Annotated in this window: 14 protein-coding genes; 4 read left to right on the forward strand and 10 right to left on the reverse strand. The window is 59.4% G+C overall.

Annotation, left to right across the window (positions count from 1 at the left end; genetic code table 11):
* Nucleotides 1-10 precede the first annotated feature (10 nt).
* The 4 genes from A3C3_RS0122080 to A3C3_RS0122095 are packed head-to-tail and all read right to left on the reverse strand — an operon-like array spanning nucleotide 11 to nucleotide 4,439.
* The gene (locus A3C3_RS0122080) at nucleotides 11-1,714 is read right to left on the reverse strand and encodes a dipeptide ABC transporter ATP-binding protein (protein ID WP_022716762.1); all 1,704 of its coding nucleotides are present in this window, start codon (nucleotides 1,712-1,714) and stop codon (nucleotides 11-13) included.
* Nucleotides 1,711-2,562 carry an ABC transporter permease gene (locus tag A3C3_RS0122085; protein ID WP_022716763.1) on the reverse strand — a complete coding sequence of 284 codons (852 nt, stop codon included), beginning with the start codon at nucleotides 2,560-2,562 and terminating at the stop codon, nucleotides 1,711-1,713. The genes A3C3_RS0122080 and A3C3_RS0122085 overlap by 4 nt, the downstream gene beginning before the upstream one ends.
* Nucleotides 2,559-3,497 carry an ABC transporter permease gene (locus A3C3_RS0122090; protein ID WP_022716764.1) on the reverse strand — a complete coding sequence of 313 codons (939 nt, stop codon included), beginning with the start codon at nucleotides 3,495-3,497 and terminating at the stop codon, nucleotides 2,559-2,561. Before A3C3_RS0122090 ends, A3C3_RS0122085 begins: the two co-directional genes overlap by 4 nt.
* Nucleotides 3,498-3,548: 51 nt before the next feature.
* Nucleotides 3,549-4,439 carry a proline iminopeptidase-family hydrolase gene (locus A3C3_RS0122095; protein ID WP_022716765.1) on the reverse strand — a complete coding sequence of 297 codons (891 nt, stop codon included), beginning with the start codon at nucleotides 4,437-4,439 and terminating at the stop codon, nucleotides 3,549-3,551.
* A 127-nt stretch (nucleotides 4,440-4,566) separates the two neighbouring features.
* Between A3C3_RS0122095 and A3C3_RS0122100 the strand changes: the two genes are divergently transcribed.
* Nucleotides 4,567-5,349, forward strand: coding sequence for a LuxR family transcriptional regulator (locus A3C3_RS0122100; RefSeq protein WP_022716766.1), 783 nt, complete (start codon nucleotides 4,567-4,569; stop codon nucleotides 5,347-5,349).
* Between the two features lie 103 nt (nucleotides 5,350-5,452).
* Nucleotides 5,453-6,367, forward strand: a complete 915-nt coding sequence (locus tag A3C3_RS0122105) for a proline iminopeptidase-family hydrolase (protein WP_033419752.1) — start codon at nucleotides 5,453-5,455, stop codon at nucleotides 6,365-6,367.
* Between the two features lie 205 nt (nucleotides 6,368-6,572).
* Here A3C3_RS0122105 and A3C3_RS0122110 read toward each other — a convergent pair whose 3' ends face one another.
* Entirely contained in the window at nucleotides 6,573-7,544 is a 972-nt protein-coding gene (locus A3C3_RS0122110) for a 3'-5' exonuclease (protein ID WP_022716768.1), read from the reverse strand.
* An 847-nt stretch (nucleotides 7,545-8,391) separates the two neighbouring features.
* Between A3C3_RS0122110 and A3C3_RS0122120 the strand changes: the two genes are divergently transcribed.
* A complete protein-coding gene (locus A3C3_RS0122120) occupies nucleotides 8,392-8,904 on the forward strand; it encodes a hypothetical protein (RefSeq protein WP_145611727.1) in 513 nt (170 codons plus the stop codon).
* A gap of 182 nt (nucleotides 8,905-9,086) precedes the next feature.
* Here the strand turns inward: A3C3_RS0122120 and A3C3_RS0122125 are convergent, their stop codons facing one another.
* From A3C3_RS0122125 to A3C3_RS0122165, 5 genes are all read right to left on the reverse strand, one after another.
* Entirely contained in the window at nucleotides 9,087-9,503 is a 417-nt protein-coding gene (locus A3C3_RS0122125) for a helix-turn-helix domain-containing protein (protein WP_022716771.1), read from the reverse strand.
* A 1,646-nt stretch (nucleotides 9,504-11,149) separates the two neighbouring features.
* Nucleotides 11,150-11,443 (reverse strand): hypothetical protein, encoded by a 294-nt coding sequence (locus tag A3C3_RS45415; RefSeq protein ID WP_156890792.1) that lies wholly within the window; start codon nucleotides 11,441-11,443, stop codon nucleotides 11,150-11,152.
* Between the two features lie 379 nt (nucleotides 11,444-11,822).
* Nucleotides 11,823-12,719: an SMP-30/gluconolactonase/LRE family protein gene (locus A3C3_RS0122155; protein ID WP_022716778.1), complete on the reverse strand. Its 897-nt coding sequence runs from the start codon at nucleotides 12,717-12,719 to the stop codon at nucleotides 11,823-11,825.
* Between the two features lie 67 nt (nucleotides 12,720-12,786).
* A complete protein-coding gene (locus tag A3C3_RS0122160) occupies nucleotides 12,787-13,818 on the reverse strand; it encodes an L-idonate 5-dehydrogenase (protein ID WP_022716779.1) in 1,032 nt (343 codons plus the stop codon).
* Nucleotides 13,819-13,829: 11 nt separating this feature from the next.
* On the reverse strand, nucleotides 13,830-14,777 hold the full coding sequence (locus A3C3_RS0122165; RefSeq protein WP_022716780.1) for a 2-hydroxyacid dehydrogenase: 948 nt from the start codon (nucleotides 14,775-14,777) through the stop codon (nucleotides 13,830-13,832).
* A gap of 86 nt (nucleotides 14,778-14,863) precedes the next feature.
* Between A3C3_RS0122165 and A3C3_RS0122170 the strand changes: the two genes are divergently transcribed.
* Nucleotides 14,864-15,622: an SDR family oxidoreductase gene (locus tag A3C3_RS0122170; protein WP_022716781.1), complete on the forward strand. Its 759-nt coding sequence runs from the start codon at nucleotides 14,864-14,866 to the stop codon at nucleotides 15,620-15,622.
* The last annotated feature ends 5 nt before the right edge of the window (nucleotides 15,623-15,627 follow it).

The following is a 15,627-nucleotide window of genomic DNA, read 5'->3' on the forward strand; positions in this document are numbered from 1 at the left end:
CCCTTCGTTGTTATGGCATGCATTTGATGGATTGGATCGGTTTGCCCGGCGTCGGCTCGACACCTTTGAACCTCGGCTTATCCGGATCGATATCTGGGATCGCCGCGATCAGCGCGGCGGTATAGGCATGCTTCGGCCGCGAAAAAACCTCTTCGGACGGCCCCTCCTCGACCACCTCGCCGCGGTACATGACGACGGTGCGTGTGCAGAGATGGCGCACAATCGCCAGGTCATGGGCAATGAAGATCAACGTCAGGTTCATCTTGGCCGCCAGATCCCGGAACAGGCCGATGATCTGCGCCTGGATGGTCACGTCTAGCGCTGCTACGCATTCATCGGCGACGATCATCTTGGGATTTACAGCCAGTGCCCGCGCAATGCCGGCCCGTTGGCATTGGCCGCCGCTCATGCTGCGCGGCTTTCGGAGTGCGAATTCGCGGTCGAGTCCGACGAGGTCGAGCAATTCCCCGATGCGTGCCGGAATGTCGCGTTTGGCGACCGTGGCCTGCACCGTCAGCACCTCAGCCAGCGTCTGGCCGATCGTCAACCGCGGGTTCAGCGCGTTGAACGGGTCCTGGAAGACCATCGCCGTCTCCCGGCGCAGCTTAGCCAGTCCCGCCCTCCTCTGCTGGGCAAGGTCGATGCCGTCGAAACTGACATGACCGGACGAGATCGGCGTCAGGCCGAGGACGGCGCGGGCAAGCGTGCTTTTGCCGCTACCGGATTCGCCGACGATGCCGACCGTCTCGCCCGGCATGATCTGCAAGCTGACGCCGGAAACCGCGCTGACGGTCTTGGCGGCAGCTCCTTTGAAGAGCCTGCCGCCGGAAGGAAAGCGCACGTGCAAGTCGTCGATCTCAAGAAGCGGCTTCAACGCTTCTGCCGAGCGCGCGGTCTCGCTCCCGGCGGAGACGCCGATCTCTGGCATGGACGGATGGCTTTGGATCAGATTGATCGTGTAGGGGTCTTTCGGGCGGGAGAGGATCGCCCGCTTCGGGCCTTCCTCCAGCAGCCTGCCACCACGCATAACGGCGATACGGTCGCACGTCTGTGCCACGATGCCGAGATCGTGGGTGATGAGGATGATGGACAGCCCGCGCTTGTCCCGCAGATCCATCAGAAGGTTGAGAATTTGCGCCTGGATGGTCACGTCGAGCGCCGTCGTCGGCTCGTCAGCGATCAGGATTTTCGGATTGCAGGAAAGCGCCACGCCGATCATCGCGCGCTGGCGCATGCCGCCCGAAAATTCGTGCGGATAGCTGTCAAAGTGCCGAACGGGATCCGGAAAGCCGACCTGCGCCAGGATCTCGACGGCGGCCGCGCGCGCATCGCGCGCATTGAGGTCCTGATGATAGCGGATGCCTTCTGCGATCTGGTCGCCTATGCGCATGACTGGGTCGAGATGGCTGGTGGGGTTCTGGAAGATCATGCCGATTTCGCTGCCGCGCACGCTCAGCATCTCAGCATCGCTGACGGCGGTGAGATCACGGCCCTCCAGAAGCACGATGCCTCTCTCGATCGTTAGTCGCGAGGAGGGCAGGAGGCGGACGAGCGAGCGGCAGAACAGGCTCTTGCCGGAGCCGCTTTCGCCGACGAGACCCAGAATTTCGCCTTTTGCGAGATCAAGCGACACGCCATCGAGCAGAATGCGGACCCCGCTGTCGAGATGCGCTTTGACGGTCAGGTCGCGGACGGAAAGAACGGACGCGCTCATTCGTGCACTCCGAGCCGTTCGCCGAGCGCATCGCCGAGCATGCTGAAGCCGAAGGCGAGGCAGACGATGGAAAGCCCAGGAAACAGGGTGATCCACCAGGCCGTGGTGATAAAACTCTGGCCCTCCGCCACCATAACACCCCATTCGGCGACCGGCGGCTGCACACCGAGGCCGAGATAGCTGACGGCCGCGCCGCTGAGCAGCACCAACACCGCATCCGACATCGCAAAGACGATCGAGCCGGCAACCGCATTCGGGAGCAGGTGTCGGAACATGATGCGCATCCGCGAAAAGCCGAGGCTGACGGCGGCCACCGCATAGTCGCTGTTCTTGAGCACCAGCATCTGCGCCCGGATCAGCCTGGCATAAGAAACCCAGCCGACCAGTGCCATGGCGATGTAAAAGCTGCCGAGCCCCGGTCCGAGGATGGCGATGATCGATAGCATCAATACCAGGAAGGGAAAGGCGAGGATGATATCCACGAGCCGCATGAACAGCGCATCGACGATGCCACCGAAGAAGCCGGCGATGGTGCCAACCGCGGTGCCGATGAGAAAGGGGAAAGCGACGCCGATCAGCGCGATCTGCAGGTCGATCCGCGTGCCCCAAATGACGCGGGAAAGCACGTCGCGGCCGAAATTGTCCGTACCGAACGGATGCAGCAGCGAAGGCGCCTGCAGGCGGGCGTCGCCGTTCTGAAGGATTGGGTCATAGGGTGCCAGAACGGGCGCGCTTGTCGCCAGCAGGACGAAGAACAGCAGGATGCCGGCACCGGTCGCAAGCATCAAGTGCTTGCTGAAGATCGTCCGCCAGCCGACGAAGCCTGAAGAGAGGGTATCGACGCTCATAGCTTCACCCTCGGATCGATCGCAACGGTGACGATATCGGCAACGAAATTGACGAGCACGGTGGCGCAGGCGAAAACCATGGCAACGCCCTGGACCACCATATAGTCGCGCGAGAAGATGGCGCGCACGAGAAGCTGTCCCATGCCGGGAAGCGCAAAGACGCTCTCGACGACGACGGTGCCGCCGATGAGCCAGCCGATATTGACCGCGAGAAGATTGACAGTCGGCACCAGCGAATTCGGTACGACATGGCGCCAGAAGACGATGCGTTCGGGCATGCCGCGGGCGCGCGCTGCCGTCGCCACGTCGGATTTAAGAGATTCGATCATCGCCGCCCTGAGGCTGCGCGTCAAAACGGTCGAGAGCGACAGGGCCACGGTCAGGCTCGGCAGGATCAGATGCGCGAGCTTGTCGCCGGTCGTTGCGCCATAGCCGGAGACCGGCAGCAGGCCGAGCTCGACGCTGAAGAGGATGATGAGCATCAGCCCGAGCCAAAAGGGCGGGAAGCCGATGCCGAAGGTAGAGACGATACGCACCGCATGATCGGGCGCCTTGCCGGCATTGCGCGCGGCAATCGCCGCCATCGGCACGGCGATCAGGATCGACAGAACGACGCTGGAGGTGACGAGCGCGACAGTCGGCTCGATGCGGGTGACGATCAGTCTCAGCACGTCGATCTTGTAGAGGATCGATTTGCCCATCTCGCCATTGGCAAGGTTTTTCAGAAAATACAGATATTGTAGCCACATAGGCTGATCGAGGCCGTACTGGGCACGGATATTGGCAATCGCCGTCGGCGTGGCGCGCGCGCCGAGCAGGTTGCGTGCCGGATCGCCGGGGATCAGCCGCACCAGAATGAAGGTGATGACGCTGATGCCGAAAATGACGGGCAAAAATTGCAAGGGTCGGGTGAGGACGAACCTATAGCGATGCATGGCGATGCCAGCGCCTCCGTATTGTTCGGATGTCGGTCGCCATTCTTTGCATCAGTTCCGCCTGTGCCGCGACAAGAAATCGATCAGCGCTGGATAGTAGTCTGCGGGATTTTCGTAAAAGGGCATGTGGCTGGCATTGGCAAAGACCTTGAGTTCGGCATTCGAAATGGCGAGCTTCATCTTCAGTGCGCAGGCCGGCGTCAGTTCGTCGTGCTCGCCCGTGGTGATCAGTGTCGGCACGGCGATGCGCGGCAGGTCGGGAATACGGTTCCAATCCTTCAGGTTGCCGATATAGAGGAATTCGTTCGGTCCCTGCATCGTGCCATATGGCCCCAAATTCCAGTCGTTGAGCGACCGGCGCACCGGCGCCGGCCATTCCGGCAACCGGCAGACGTGGCGGTAGTTCAGAATAGTGATGGCTGCGAGATATTCCGGATGGTCGTAGGTGCCCTGCGCCTCGTGCTTCTGCATCATGGCGACCGTCTCGGGGCCGAGCGCCGCGCGCAACCGCTCGAGCTCGGTAATGAGATGGGGCATGTCCGCGACCGTATCTTCGAGGATCAGCGTCTGCAGGTTTTGTGGGTAAGTGAGCGCATAGTCGATTGCCAGCCAACCGCCCCAGGAATGGCCGAGCATGTGCACCTTGCCAAGCCCCAGCGCCTTGCGCACCGTCTCCGTCTCCTCGACATAGCGCCCGATCGTCCACAGCGCCGGACTGGTCGGGCGATCTGAAGCGCCCGTGCCGAGCTGATCGAAGGCCACCACGCGATAGCCTTTGTCAATAAGACAGGAATGCGCATCGCGCAGATAGTCACAGGGCAGTCCCGGCCCGCCGTTCAGGCAAAAGATCGTCTCGGGGCCGGAGCCGAAGCTATAGGCGACGACCTTATAGCCATCGACTCCGATTTGGTGTCGCGCCTCGGGTTCGATTTCACGCCACATTGACGACTCCGGCGAAGATTCTCCTTGCTCAATATTTGAGCATGTCTAAATTTTTATCTCAAACGACGGCCCGCGCCAGCTATAAGAAGTGATAGGGTCGCCGGGGAATACGAGCCGGAGCCAGCCGATGCTTGACGAAATCGAAACCATCAGACGCCAGTTTACGGTTCATCAGACACTGGATGGCCGCATCGATCAGATCTTCGAGGCCATGAAGACAATCGGCTTCGAAGCGCTGATATATGACTATACCCCGGTGGCCTACGATCTCGACGGCGCGATCATGTTTCCGTCACTGCTGAAGCTTCGCAACATTTGCGGCGACATGCATGACTACTGGTTCAACCGCGGGTACTTCCGCATCGACCCGGTGCAGCAGGTCGCGCTTCGCACCTCGACACCCTTCTTCTGGAGTTATGATGCCGACGCCGACACGCTGATCCGCCGCTTCATGACCGAGGACACCGCGCCCGTGGCCCGCTATCTGAGCGAAAGGGATATGTCGACCGGCGTGACGGTGCCCATTCACATGCCGCGCGGTGACTATGCCACAGTCACCGGCATCCGCTTCGGGGGCAACAAGGAATTCGAGCGGCACGCCCTGCGCTATATCGCCGATTTCAATCTGCTCGCCCATGTCTTCCATGAAGCGGCTTACAACCTGTTCGATGCCGACGTCTTCCATGTCGGCAAGGCCAGGCTGACAGAACGGGAGCGCGAATGCCTGCGCTATTCGGCCGAAGGATACTCCGCCAAGGAAATCTCGCGCATCATCGACCGCTCCGTGCCGACGGTGGTCATGCATCTCACCGCCGCGGCCAAGAAGCTCGGCGCCAAGAACCGCACGCAGGCCGTGGTTCGCGCCACCCATTATCGCCTTCTGGAAGAGCGCTCATCCTATAACTTGTGATAGCTGCCCCGCTCTAAAGCACCACGCTATGCTTTCTCAATTGCTCACCGCAGCGTCGCGTCTCAATCGTGGCGCGCAGGCGGCTGTGACGCTTCGAATCTGAATGGAGATCCATGTGGCTGCAATTGAGTCGAAGGAAGCCTTTCTGCCCTTTCGCGAGTACCAGACCTGGTATCGCATCACCGGCTCGCTCGACAGCGGCAAGCTGCCACTCGTTGTCGCCCATGGCGGTCCTGGCTGCACCCATGACTATGTGGATTCCTTCACCGGGATTACCGAGATCGACGGCCGCCCGGTCATTCACTACGACCAGCTCGGTAACGGCAATTCCACCCGCCTGCGGGAAAAAGGACCGGATTTCTGGACGCCGGCGCTCTTCCTGGAAGAGCTGGATGCGCTCCTGAAGCAGGTCGGCATTCACGACCGCTATGCCTTCCTCGGCCAGTCTTGGGGCGGCATGCTCGGCGCGGAACATGCTGTGCGCCGGCCGAGGGGCCTGAAGGCGCTCGTCATCGCCAATTCCCCAGCCAACATGCATACCTGGGTCGCTGAAGCCAACCGGCTGCGCGAGGAACTGCCGCAGGAGGTGCAGGATACGCTCTTAAAGCACGAGCAGGCCGGAACGATTACCGACCCCGAATATATCGCCGCCTCGCGCGTCTTCTATGATCGCCATGTCTGCCGCCTCGTACCCTGGCCGCCGGAAGTCGCCCGCACCTTCGCCATCATGGACGAAGACAACACCGTCTATCGCAACATGAACGGCCCAACGGAGTTCCATGTCATTGGCACGATGAAGGATTGGACCATCGAAGATAGGCTGCCGTTCATCGAGGCCCCGACGCTGCTGATCTCGGGCAAGTTCGATGAGGCAACCCCGCTGGTCGTCAAGCCCTATGTCGACCGCATTGAGAGATGCGAATGGGTGCTCTTCGAGCATTCGAGCCACATGCCGCATGTGGAAGAGAAGGCACTCTGCCTGGAGACGGTTTCGGCCTTCTTGCGACGACACGATTGACGGGAAGCAGGTTGCCGCAGACCGCCGGTGTGCTGGCAAGCCCCGGGCTCGCAGCACTTTTGGACAACCTTGACCGCTTCGCCGAAGCGATCAAGGCTGGAGCTGCGGCCCAGAACTGCGCGCTCGTCGGTTTAGCCAGATGCTCCGGCGCAAACCCAGTCGCAGATCGGCCGTCCAGCCATGCGCGATGCGCACCGAGCGATTGTTAGGCCGCCCTGAAGCGGTCAAAGGCGGTGAGACGCTTGATCGGTGGATCTGCGTCATCCCAGCGATAGACTTGCGTACGCAGATAGCGGAGTTCGTCATCGAGTGCGTCTTCGGCAATCTCGACCCACCAGGACTTCGGACGGCCGTCACTGCCATCCGACCAGCGGTAGCCGCGTGCTTTCAATTGATCCTTCATGTCGAAGGGGCTGTTTTCCGCAAAGATGCGGGCGCGTGATCGCTGGCTTGCTTCGTAGAGCTCGGCAAAAGGTGTTCGTCCCGATTCCCCTCCACCCTCCGCGATAACCTCAAGGAGAGCAAAGCAGTCATCAACCGCTCGGTGGCCTTCATGAAAATAACCGGCCTGCCCAATCAGATAACCGAGCTTTGTTCCTTCAAAGCCGCGCGACGCCCAGTCGATTTCAGAGACCGAACAAGCCCAGGCTTTTCCGGCAAAGATTGGTGAAAAGGTTTCGCAGAACGGCCGGTCGAAGCCGGCATTGTGGGCAATTACGAGATCAGCAGGCTCGATGACGGCACGAACCTGATAAAGATCAATCATCTGGTCGGCCACCATGTCGTCGGAGATACCGGTGAGACGTGTGATCTCCTCCGGGATTGGAATGCTGGGCTGCTGGAGAGCGCTATAGACGCCGATGACATCGCCGATATTGCCCGTCTCATCGAATGTGAACGCAACCGCGCCAATCTCAATAATCTCGTCCTTGCGATGATTAAGGCCGGTAGTTTCAGTGTCGATGATCACGCCCTTCAGCGGAAATCCGGGTCGCGCAGCCGTGGTCACCAAACGTGGCTCGAGTTTTCTCAGGATACGGTAGCGGCCAGTCTCGTGGAGTTGCCGCACCATATCATCTTCGCTCAACGCAACAGGAGAATGGCGCTTCATCGATGAGCCTGCGCCCTTTGCAGGTGCTGCCCCGTTAGCATCAAACAGATCGAACTGCTGCGTCATTCGCTATCTCGGCCTAATTCTCAAAATGGTTCTCCGGACTGCACCATCCGCCAAAGTCGCTATAAGACATCCGCTCGAACAAATCAGGAAGAAAGTTGAGGCCTGAAATGATCAGTGGCCGCTCCCGGGGCCCCTGTTGTCGTCGCGACCGAACAGCAGCGCCGACAGTATGCGTCGGGAGACAGCGGCGGGCCTGCGGCGGAGTTCATCTTCAACCGATCGCCGGGGCCGCAGGAGAGAACCAAACAATCCCTGCGCCTGCTCAAGAAAGGGCGCTGCCCCGTCGCGCAGGAGGGAGACCACCTCGAGACGCAGCTCCGAAGCACCATCGAGCTCGGCATAGGAAAGCTGGTCGAGCCGGCAGGCGGCGTCTCTCTGCGCGAGGGATGCGAGTCGCCAATGCGTGTTGTTGCGGTAGCTCGGCGCGCGCCAATCGCCGTCCCTCGCGTCGCGGCCGAAGTTGATGAAGCAGGCATTGCCATAGCGGCTCTTCTGGATCTCGACAAAGGTCGTCCGAACCAGCCGGTGCGATGCCAGCGGACCCCTTTCCGGACAAAGCCGCGCGGCAGAAAGATATCATCCACCTCCTTCGTCAGAAGCTTCAGCGCCCGTTTGCGCGTCGTCGGATCGAGCGCGGCCTTCCACGACTTAATGGCATTTCTGTCGGCGTCCTCCATCGTTTTGTCGGTCTTTTCCACCTCTTGGCGTCCCCTCACTCGGGTCGAATGGCAGCGTCAGCAGACAGGAGGCGAGCGCCACGGTCAAGAGTTTGCTGGTCGTGCGTGGTCGACGGCGGCTGATTTGGATCCTCTGCCGGGCGAGGTGCAATCGCGGTTCGCGAGGCGTCTTGATCGTGCTAGGATCAGGCTTTTCTCTCAAGGGTATTCTTGCATTGGTAATGATGATGAACGGTAAATGTGTCGGCGGCGCGCACCCAACGATCCCGGCGTTATATGGTGGCATTTTTCTGCTCGTTGCAAACGTAGCATTCGCCGAAACCTTCGTAGACACGAATGTCGTGTCTGTCGTTGAAGGCGGACACTGGCAAGAAGACGGCGTCGGCGAAGGAAGTTACCGCATCATCGTTGTGAACCAGGGCTTTGAGCACGTATCGTCGCGCGTCGTGGTGGAATGGAAATCAGTGCCGACTGACACGGATGACGCCCAAATCGTCCACTCCGTGGAACTGGTTAAAGGTGGCTTCTACAGCATAGGCATGCCAGAAATGACTTTTTCCAAGGACGGGGCACGCGTCGAGTTGAGGGGCACCGCTACCTACACGCCCGCCATGCCGGTCGTTTGTCGTTTCAGTCTATCTCCTGGCGGCAAAGTCGCCCGGATCAAAGGGTGTGAGGATTAATGATCGATCCTGCTTAAGCGGCGGAAACTGCGTGAACGGCGGCCAGGCCACGTCAATTGTCCGGCTGTCGCCTCGCCTGCCCAACCACCGCATCTTGCTGTTGTCGGTTTTGCATCGGAAGTGAACAGCAAGCCTACAACCGCCATGGGCCGGAAGCATCCTATTCTTGGAATCCGTGAGTATCAGTCGTCGCCTTCCAGCGATGCAAGCGACTTTACCAAACCCACGATCTTTTGTCGTATTCGGGGGTCTTTTACAGCAAGGAATGCGCGGTTTAGCGCGAGCCCCTCGGCGGTGGAAATAAATCCCGTCAGATCGTCCATGCCCTTCACTAAACCTGATTCACTTTCATCCGCTCCCGCCATTCCTTCGAAAAAGAAGGAAACAGGCACGTTCAGACAGTCGGCAATGCCCTGAAGCCGGCTCGCCCCCACCCGGTTGCTGCCCTTCTCGTATTTCTGTACCTGCTGGAATGTGACACTGACCCGTTCAGCAAGCGCTGACTGGCTCATGCCAAGCACCCGTCGCTGCATACGGATTCGCCTTCCGACTTCTATGTCGACTGCACTTGGCTCCTTCGCATTAACGGCTTTATTCATGATCTCTCCAATGCGCTCAGGGAATTAAAATGAGATTGTGCCAGTGTGGAAACGTTGTCGATTGATCCAATCTAGCTAGTTCTTGAAGAGGTGTCCCTCCCAATCGCCCGATCCGTTCTCTTCAATGACAGGCGTGCCTTTCAATCCCGGCCTAATGTTCCGCCTGTTCTGCGCCTGTCGGGCATCGATGAGGACATTCCCGACCCCATCCCCGATAGGCCCTCCCTCGGCCAGTGGAGTGGCGACCGGTACGTCCACCAAATGTACTACGCTTGGGTAATAGCGCTTCTCGTCGAAGACGCTATCATGGATTCATCAAATTCGTACTGAGGGCTGACCACGGATGTACTGGCAGCCGTCGTCGATTGATCAGGAAGGGCCGGTGCGCGTGTCGCCCGGCCCTTTCCTTTAGGATTGCGGCTGCCAGATTGCCACGGTCCTTCATGGAGATGGGCTCAAATGCCGCGCCGAAACACCGTCAGGCCCAGTCGGGCACGTGTAAAGAGCGAATATCAGACCAACGTCCGACCGTTTCTCAGACTTCGTGCCGATACCCCCTCTCGGCAGCTACAGTATGTTTGCACGCGAAAGGGTTGTGAGTTTTCGCTATGGCTAAAATCTTCGTTATTGCGATGTCACTCGTGATGGTTGTTTTCTGGGGTTCCGTCGGCGTTCTGATGTACTCCCTGCTTACGTGAAGGCGTTTTGCGAAACTCGTCCCTCCCGGCCGGGTCTTGATTCGATTGCTCGAGGAATAGTTGACACCCATTGGGTAGCCGAACCTCCTGCTGTGCCCTATAGTTTCCTTACAGCAATGGAGGTTGCCTAAGGAGGGTTTAGATTATGAGCGATACCGCTGTTGGTTTTATGGTGGCAGCTGAACTGTCGGCCCTGTTCTGGGCCGCAGCGCTCATGGTGGCGTTATCGATCTCTTGACGACGCACGGCCTCTTCATCTTTACCTTGGCTGTCGCGACGTCAATGAGCAGCATTTGCAATAGGTTTCGACCTTCTGGCTGGTCGGCACATACTCCCGCTTGCAGTCGTCTTCTCTCAGTTGCGAACGCCAGGCGGGCTGGCAAGAATCTGCCGAGAACTCAAGCGGCCAAGGCACACCGATTCATCCGAAGCGGCTGACGACGCCCAGACCATGAGAGGCAAAGACCGCCCCACGAACCAATCCCGATACAGACACTGCAGGGTTCTGAACCATCCGTCTCTTTCGCGATCGTCCGACGCGCTCGAGACTTCAGGCATCCGACATTTTTTCGTCGCCAACAAGGAGTGTCTTCCTAAGTGCTAGGGATAAATCCGCAGGCTCCATCAGGAAGATCTTTGCCGGCTCGCCGGTCACTTCCCATCGCAGAAATATGAATGCGGCACGTGGTTCCGGCGTCACGCCTACCACAGATGTTTAAGGCCATCGCCGATCTCGTCTCTCCCGCAGAGCGCCTGGGGGCTGTTGGACGCCGTGATCTTTAACGTGTTGACCTGCAATTCCGCTCTCCGGCGAAGAACTGCTCAGTCCTGATCGGCGCGGGCGGAACTGCAAAGCTCGCGCCCTGCGATCTGATGTGCGCAGCAATCTACGACCGGGTAGATCAACACCTGCCGCAAAATATTGGCGGCAGCTTTCTCGCGGCTGATTTACATGGGAAGCAGTGGAAAGCCTTCGCCGAAGAGACTGGGCTGAGCCCGGCAGCGACCGTAAAGCGCGTTGGCCACCTTGCCGCCAAGGTCGATCCGGTCAAAGGAGGTGTTCCCAAGCAGATCGCCACAGGAGCCGGTGATCCCTCCCGAGTACTGGAGCGGATCGTGCACGAGGTCCGCAAGAGATGCCGACGGATTTTGAGGCAGCTTTAGGAGATGTGGCGGACTTTCGATCGACTTGCACTTCGCCCGGCAATCGCGGTAAAGCTGCGTGATGGACGACAATGTCATCAAGTTTCGCAAGCCCAGGCCGCCCCGTCAGCGAGATCCCCGTCTTCGCAAGATTCTCATTGTACTCGGCGTGCTTGTTTTGTTTGCGGTCGCCTGGCTCTATTTCGCATTCGTGGGTGCCCCGGTGGCTTCTTGAGGCTGCCGCAAGCTTCGAAGGGGCACTGGCTGCGGTGATCTTCAGGGGCAGGTTTGTCGACATGAGGCGATGAGCGCTCGGTTGCACCACCGGACTGCTTTCGCCAACCTCCAAGTCCTTTGGCGTGACATGCAGCTTCAACGGCGGTGTGCGAGACAAATGCACCAGCAAAATCGCCTTGAAGAGGTTCGAACTGAAAACCCTCGTCTTCGATTTCAGATTCGATCGCGCGATCGGGTGAACTCACGGATCTTGAGCACCTCTTCGATTAAGGACGATTCCATAAATGCTCGTTGTCGCAGCGATGAAGAGCTGATGTTTTGCACGACCACCGAAGCAAAGGTTCGACACAAGCTCCGGGACGAGGATCTTGCCCATCAGATGACCGTCTGGGGCGATGCAGTGTACCCCATCGGCTGCCGAAGACCACAAGTTACCTTCACCATCGATCCGAAAACCATCCGCGCATCCGGGATTGATGGCACAAAACACCTCTCCACCGGCAAGCCTACCGTTGGAGGCAACATCGAAGACCCGGATATGTCGCGGATCTGAGCTGAACATCCGCCCGGTATCGGCAACATAAAGGCGAGATTCGTCTGGACTAAAGGCCAGGCCGTTCGGGCAGGCAAAATCCGTCAGCACGGCTTCGATTTTTCCGGAGGGCTCCACCCGGTAGACGTGGCATGGCAGTTCTTGCTCGGCACGAAAGCCCTCGTAGTCGGTCATGATCCCGTAGTGCGGATCGGAAAACCAGATCGAATTGTCCGATTTTACCACGACATCGTTGGGAGAGTTTAGCCGCCTGCCCCGGTAGCTGTCGGCAATTACAGTGACGGAACCGTCGAGTTCCGTCCGTGTCACCCGCCGCGTTCCATGCTCGCATGTCACTAGTCTGCCCTGCTTGTCCCGCGTATTGCCATTGGCAAAGTTTGACGGCTCTCGGAATACCGATACCCCAGCGCCCGCAGACCAGCGAAGCATGCGATTATTCGGAATGTCCGAGAACAGTAGGCATCCCGCGTCGCCGAACCAGACCGGGCCCTCGACCCAGTCAAAGCCGGTGGCGATCTGCTTGACCGGCGCATTGCCGAGCACATAGGTGCTAAACAGCGGATCAAGCACTTCGAAACATGACATTGCGCTCTTCTCCCAGATTTACCGGGCCATTCTCATTCGGACAGCCGGACGCGAGTTGGCACTGGTGTCAATTGAAGGCAATCTGCGCCTTCATCGCCTGGCTCCGATCAGTTGCCAGTTCGAAGGCTGTCACAGCGTCTGATAGGCGAAGTGTGTGGGTAATCAGCGGCTTCACGTCGATCAGCCCCTTTTGCATCAGTCCGACACCGGTCGCAAACTCCTCGTGAAAGCGGAAGGAACCATGCAGGTCCAGCTCCTTGGCTGTAATCGCCATCATCGGGAGGTTCATGTCTCCACCAAGGCCAAGCTGAATAATCACCGCGCGCGGGCGAAGAGCAGCTATGCCGGCAACCAAGGCAGGCGCGGCACCGGAGCACTCGTACAGGACGTCGAATGAGCCCTTTTGGGCTGCGTAAGGGGTCAGGGCATCCGGCTCGCTTCCCATATTGATGGCCCTGTCCGCGCCGACCTTGCGTGCCAGCGAGAGGGTGAAATCCGAGAGATCCGTTGCGACGATTTCGGCGGCGCCGGCACGGCGGGCTGCGAGGATCGACAGAAGGCCGATCGGCCCGCAGCCGGTCACCAGAACCCGTTTACCCAATATTTCTCCCGCCCGGCGAGTGGCGTGAAGAGTAACGGCCAGGGGTTCTGCGATCGCCGCTTCGCCTGGGGTAAGACCGTCCGCCGACACGCATTGAACGGCATCGGCGACGAGAACCTCTCGAAAAGCTCCCTGGACATGCGGGAAAGGCATGGCACTGCCATAAAACCGCATATTGAGGCACTGATTGTGAAGCCCTTCCTGGCAGTAGAGGCAGGATCGGCACGGCCGGGACGGAGAAACAGCGACGAGCTGGCCCGATTTCAATCCCTCAACGCCCGGGCCGAGGGCTTCCACATACGCGGACACCTCGTGACCAAGGATCATCGGCTCCCGCAGCCTGACTGCGCCGAAGCCGCCGTGATTGTAATAATGCAGATCGCTGCCGCAGATGCCACCGGTTGCAAGGCGCAGGCGCACTTCTCCGGGTCCTGGCGCTTCGATCGGGCGCTCCTCGATACGCAGGTCTTTCGGACCGTGAATGACGATGGCTTTCATCGGCGCGCTCCTTAAAGAACCGGGGTCAGCAGGGGCTGACCGGAAAAATGCGCCATGAGATTGTCTCGAACAAGCTGTCCCATGGCCTTGCGTGTTTCGATGGTTCCAGATGCGTGGTGTGGCTGCAAGAGCACGTTGTCGAGGGCGAGAAACCGTGGATTGAGCTTCGGCTCACCTTCGAAGACGTCAAGGGCGGCGGAGCCCAACGCACCGCATTCGAGTGCATCAAGCAGGGCTTCTTCATCGATATTGGAAGCGCGGGAGATATTGATCAGCATCCCCTCCCCGCCGAGAGCCGCAATTACCTCGCGGCCGACGATGTGGCGGGTGGCGGCGGAAGCGGCCAAAGTGACGAACAGGAAATCCGAACGCGCTGCGAGTGCGACCGGATCGGCGACAAATTCCCAATCGGCGGCAAAATCTTTTGGCGCCACATCGGAATAAGCGATTTGCATATCGAAGCCCTGAAGGCGTTTGGCCACTTCATAGCCGATCCGGCCAAGGCCGAGTACGCCGGCGCGGCGGCCCCACACACGACGCTTCAGCGGGTAGAGCCCCTTTGCCGCCCAGCTTCCGTCCTTTACCCAGCTTTCCGCGCCAATCATGCCGCGCGACAGGCACAACATCATCGCCACGCCAAGATCCGCTACGTCGCTCGTCAGCACGTCCGGTGTGTTGGTGACGCGGATGCCGCGTTCCCGGCAAGCCGCCAGGTCGACGGCATCAAAACCAACCCCATAGACCGAGATCAGCTCGAGTGAAGGGCAGGCCTCGATCATGGCCCGGCTGGCGCCGAGTTCGCCTCGCGTGGCGATCGCCCGGACATTGGGACCGACACCAGCAAGAAAGTCCGGCTTGTCGGCGGCCTCGAAGTAGCGATGAACCGAAAATGCAGCATTCAGAGGCACTTCGTCCCATTCCGGATAGGGCCCGACTTGAAGGATCTGGGGTTTGCTCATTTCGGTGTTTCCGTCCCTTGACAATTAATGTTATCGATAACATAAAGGTGAGCATTGCGATTGTCGAGACAAAAATGAGGGAAACAATGGGGCAGGACTTGTTTGATTTGACGGGCCGCCGAGCCCTCGTCACGGGATCGTCGCAGGGGATCGGCCTTGCCCTTGCGCGCGGTCTTGCCAATGCCGGTGCCGAAATCGTGCTCAATGGCCGCAACGCCGCAAAACTTGCGGAAGCCGCGAGAGGTCTCGGCGGCAGCACGCATCAATTGGCATTCGACGCGACCGATCATGAGGCCGTTCGCGCAGCAGTGGATGGCTTCGAAGCAACGATCGGGGCGATCGACATCCTCGTAAACAATGCGGGAATGCAGCATCGCACGCCGCTCGAGGTCTTTCCGGCGGACGCGTTCGAGCAGCTTATGCGGACCAATATCTCCACTGTTTTCAACGTTGGCCAAGCGGTCGCACGGCACATGATCAAACGCGGAGCGGGCAAGATCATCAATATTGCCAGCGTACAGACTGCATTGGCACGTCCCGGCATTGCACCCTACACGGCGACGAAGGGCGCCGTCGGTAATCTGACCAAGGGAATGGCCACCGACTGGGCCAAATACGGGCTGCAATGCAATGCCATCGCGCCCGGCTATTTCGATACGCCATTGAACGCCGCATTGGTTGCCGATCCCGCGTTTTCCGCCTGGCTGGAAAAGCGCACGCCGGCCGGCCGCTGGGGCAAGGTGGACGAACTGGTCGGCGCCTGCGTGTTCCTCGCCTCCAACGCATCCTCATTTGTGAACGGACATGTGCTTTATGTTGACGGTGGCATTACGGCCTCTCTTTGAGGTTC

The organism is Rhizobium mongolense USDA 1844, assembly GCF_000419765.1.
GTDB lineage: Bacteria > Pseudomonadota > Alphaproteobacteria > Rhizobiales > Rhizobiaceae > Rhizobium > Rhizobium mongolense.

Excerpts from the sequence above, each read along its gene's own strand:
- A3C3_RS0122080 (WP_022716762.1), bottom strand. The coding sequence starts at position 1,714 with ATGAGCGCGTCCGTTCTTTCCGTCCGCGACCTGACCGTCAAAGCGCAT.
- A3C3_RS0122085 (WP_022716763.1), bottom strand. The coding sequence starts at position 2,562 with ATGAGCGTCGATACCCTCTCTTCAGGCTTCGTCGGCTGGCGGACGATC.
- A3C3_RS0122090 (WP_022716764.1), bottom strand. The coding sequence starts at position 3,497 with ATGCATCGCTATAGGTTCGTCCTCACCCGACCCTTGCAATTTTTGCCC.
- A3C3_RS0122095 (WP_022716765.1), bottom strand. The coding sequence starts at position 4,439 with ATGTGGCGTGAAATCGAACCCGAGGCGCGACACCAAATCGGAGTCGAT.
- A3C3_RS0122100 (WP_022716766.1), top strand. The coding sequence starts at position 4,567 with ATGCTTGACGAAATCGAAACCATCAGACGCCAGTTTACGGTTCATCAG.
- A3C3_RS0122105 (WP_033419752.1), top strand. The coding sequence starts at position 5,453 with ATGGAGATCCATGTGGCTGCAATTGAGTCGAAGGAAGCCTTTCTGCCC.
- A3C3_RS0122110 (WP_022716768.1), bottom strand. The coding sequence starts at position 7,544 with ATGACGCAGCAGTTCGATCTGTTTGATGCTAACGGGGCAGCACCTGCA.
- A3C3_RS0122125 (WP_022716771.1), bottom strand. The coding sequence starts at position 9,503 with ATGAATAAAGCCGTTAATGCGAAGGAGCCAAGTGCAGTCGACATAGAA.
- A3C3_RS45415 (WP_156890792.1), bottom strand. The coding sequence starts at position 11,443 with ATGACATTGTCGTCCATCACGCAGCTTTACCGCGATTGCCGGGCGAAG.
- A3C3_RS0122155 (WP_022716778.1), bottom strand. The coding sequence starts at position 12,719 with ATGTCATGTTTCGAAGTGCTTGATCCGCTGTTTAGCACCTATGTGCTC.
- A3C3_RS0122160 (WP_022716779.1), bottom strand. The coding sequence starts at position 13,818 with ATGAAAGCCATCGTCATTCACGGTCCGAAAGACCTGCGTATCGAGGAG.
- A3C3_RS0122165 (WP_022716780.1), bottom strand. The coding sequence starts at position 14,777 with ATGAGCAAACCCCAGATCCTTCAAGTCGGGCCCTATCCGGAATGGGAC.
- A3C3_RS0122170 (WP_022716781.1), top strand. The coding sequence starts at position 14,864 with ATGGGGCAGGACTTGTTTGATTTGACGGGCCGCCGAGCCCTCGTCACG.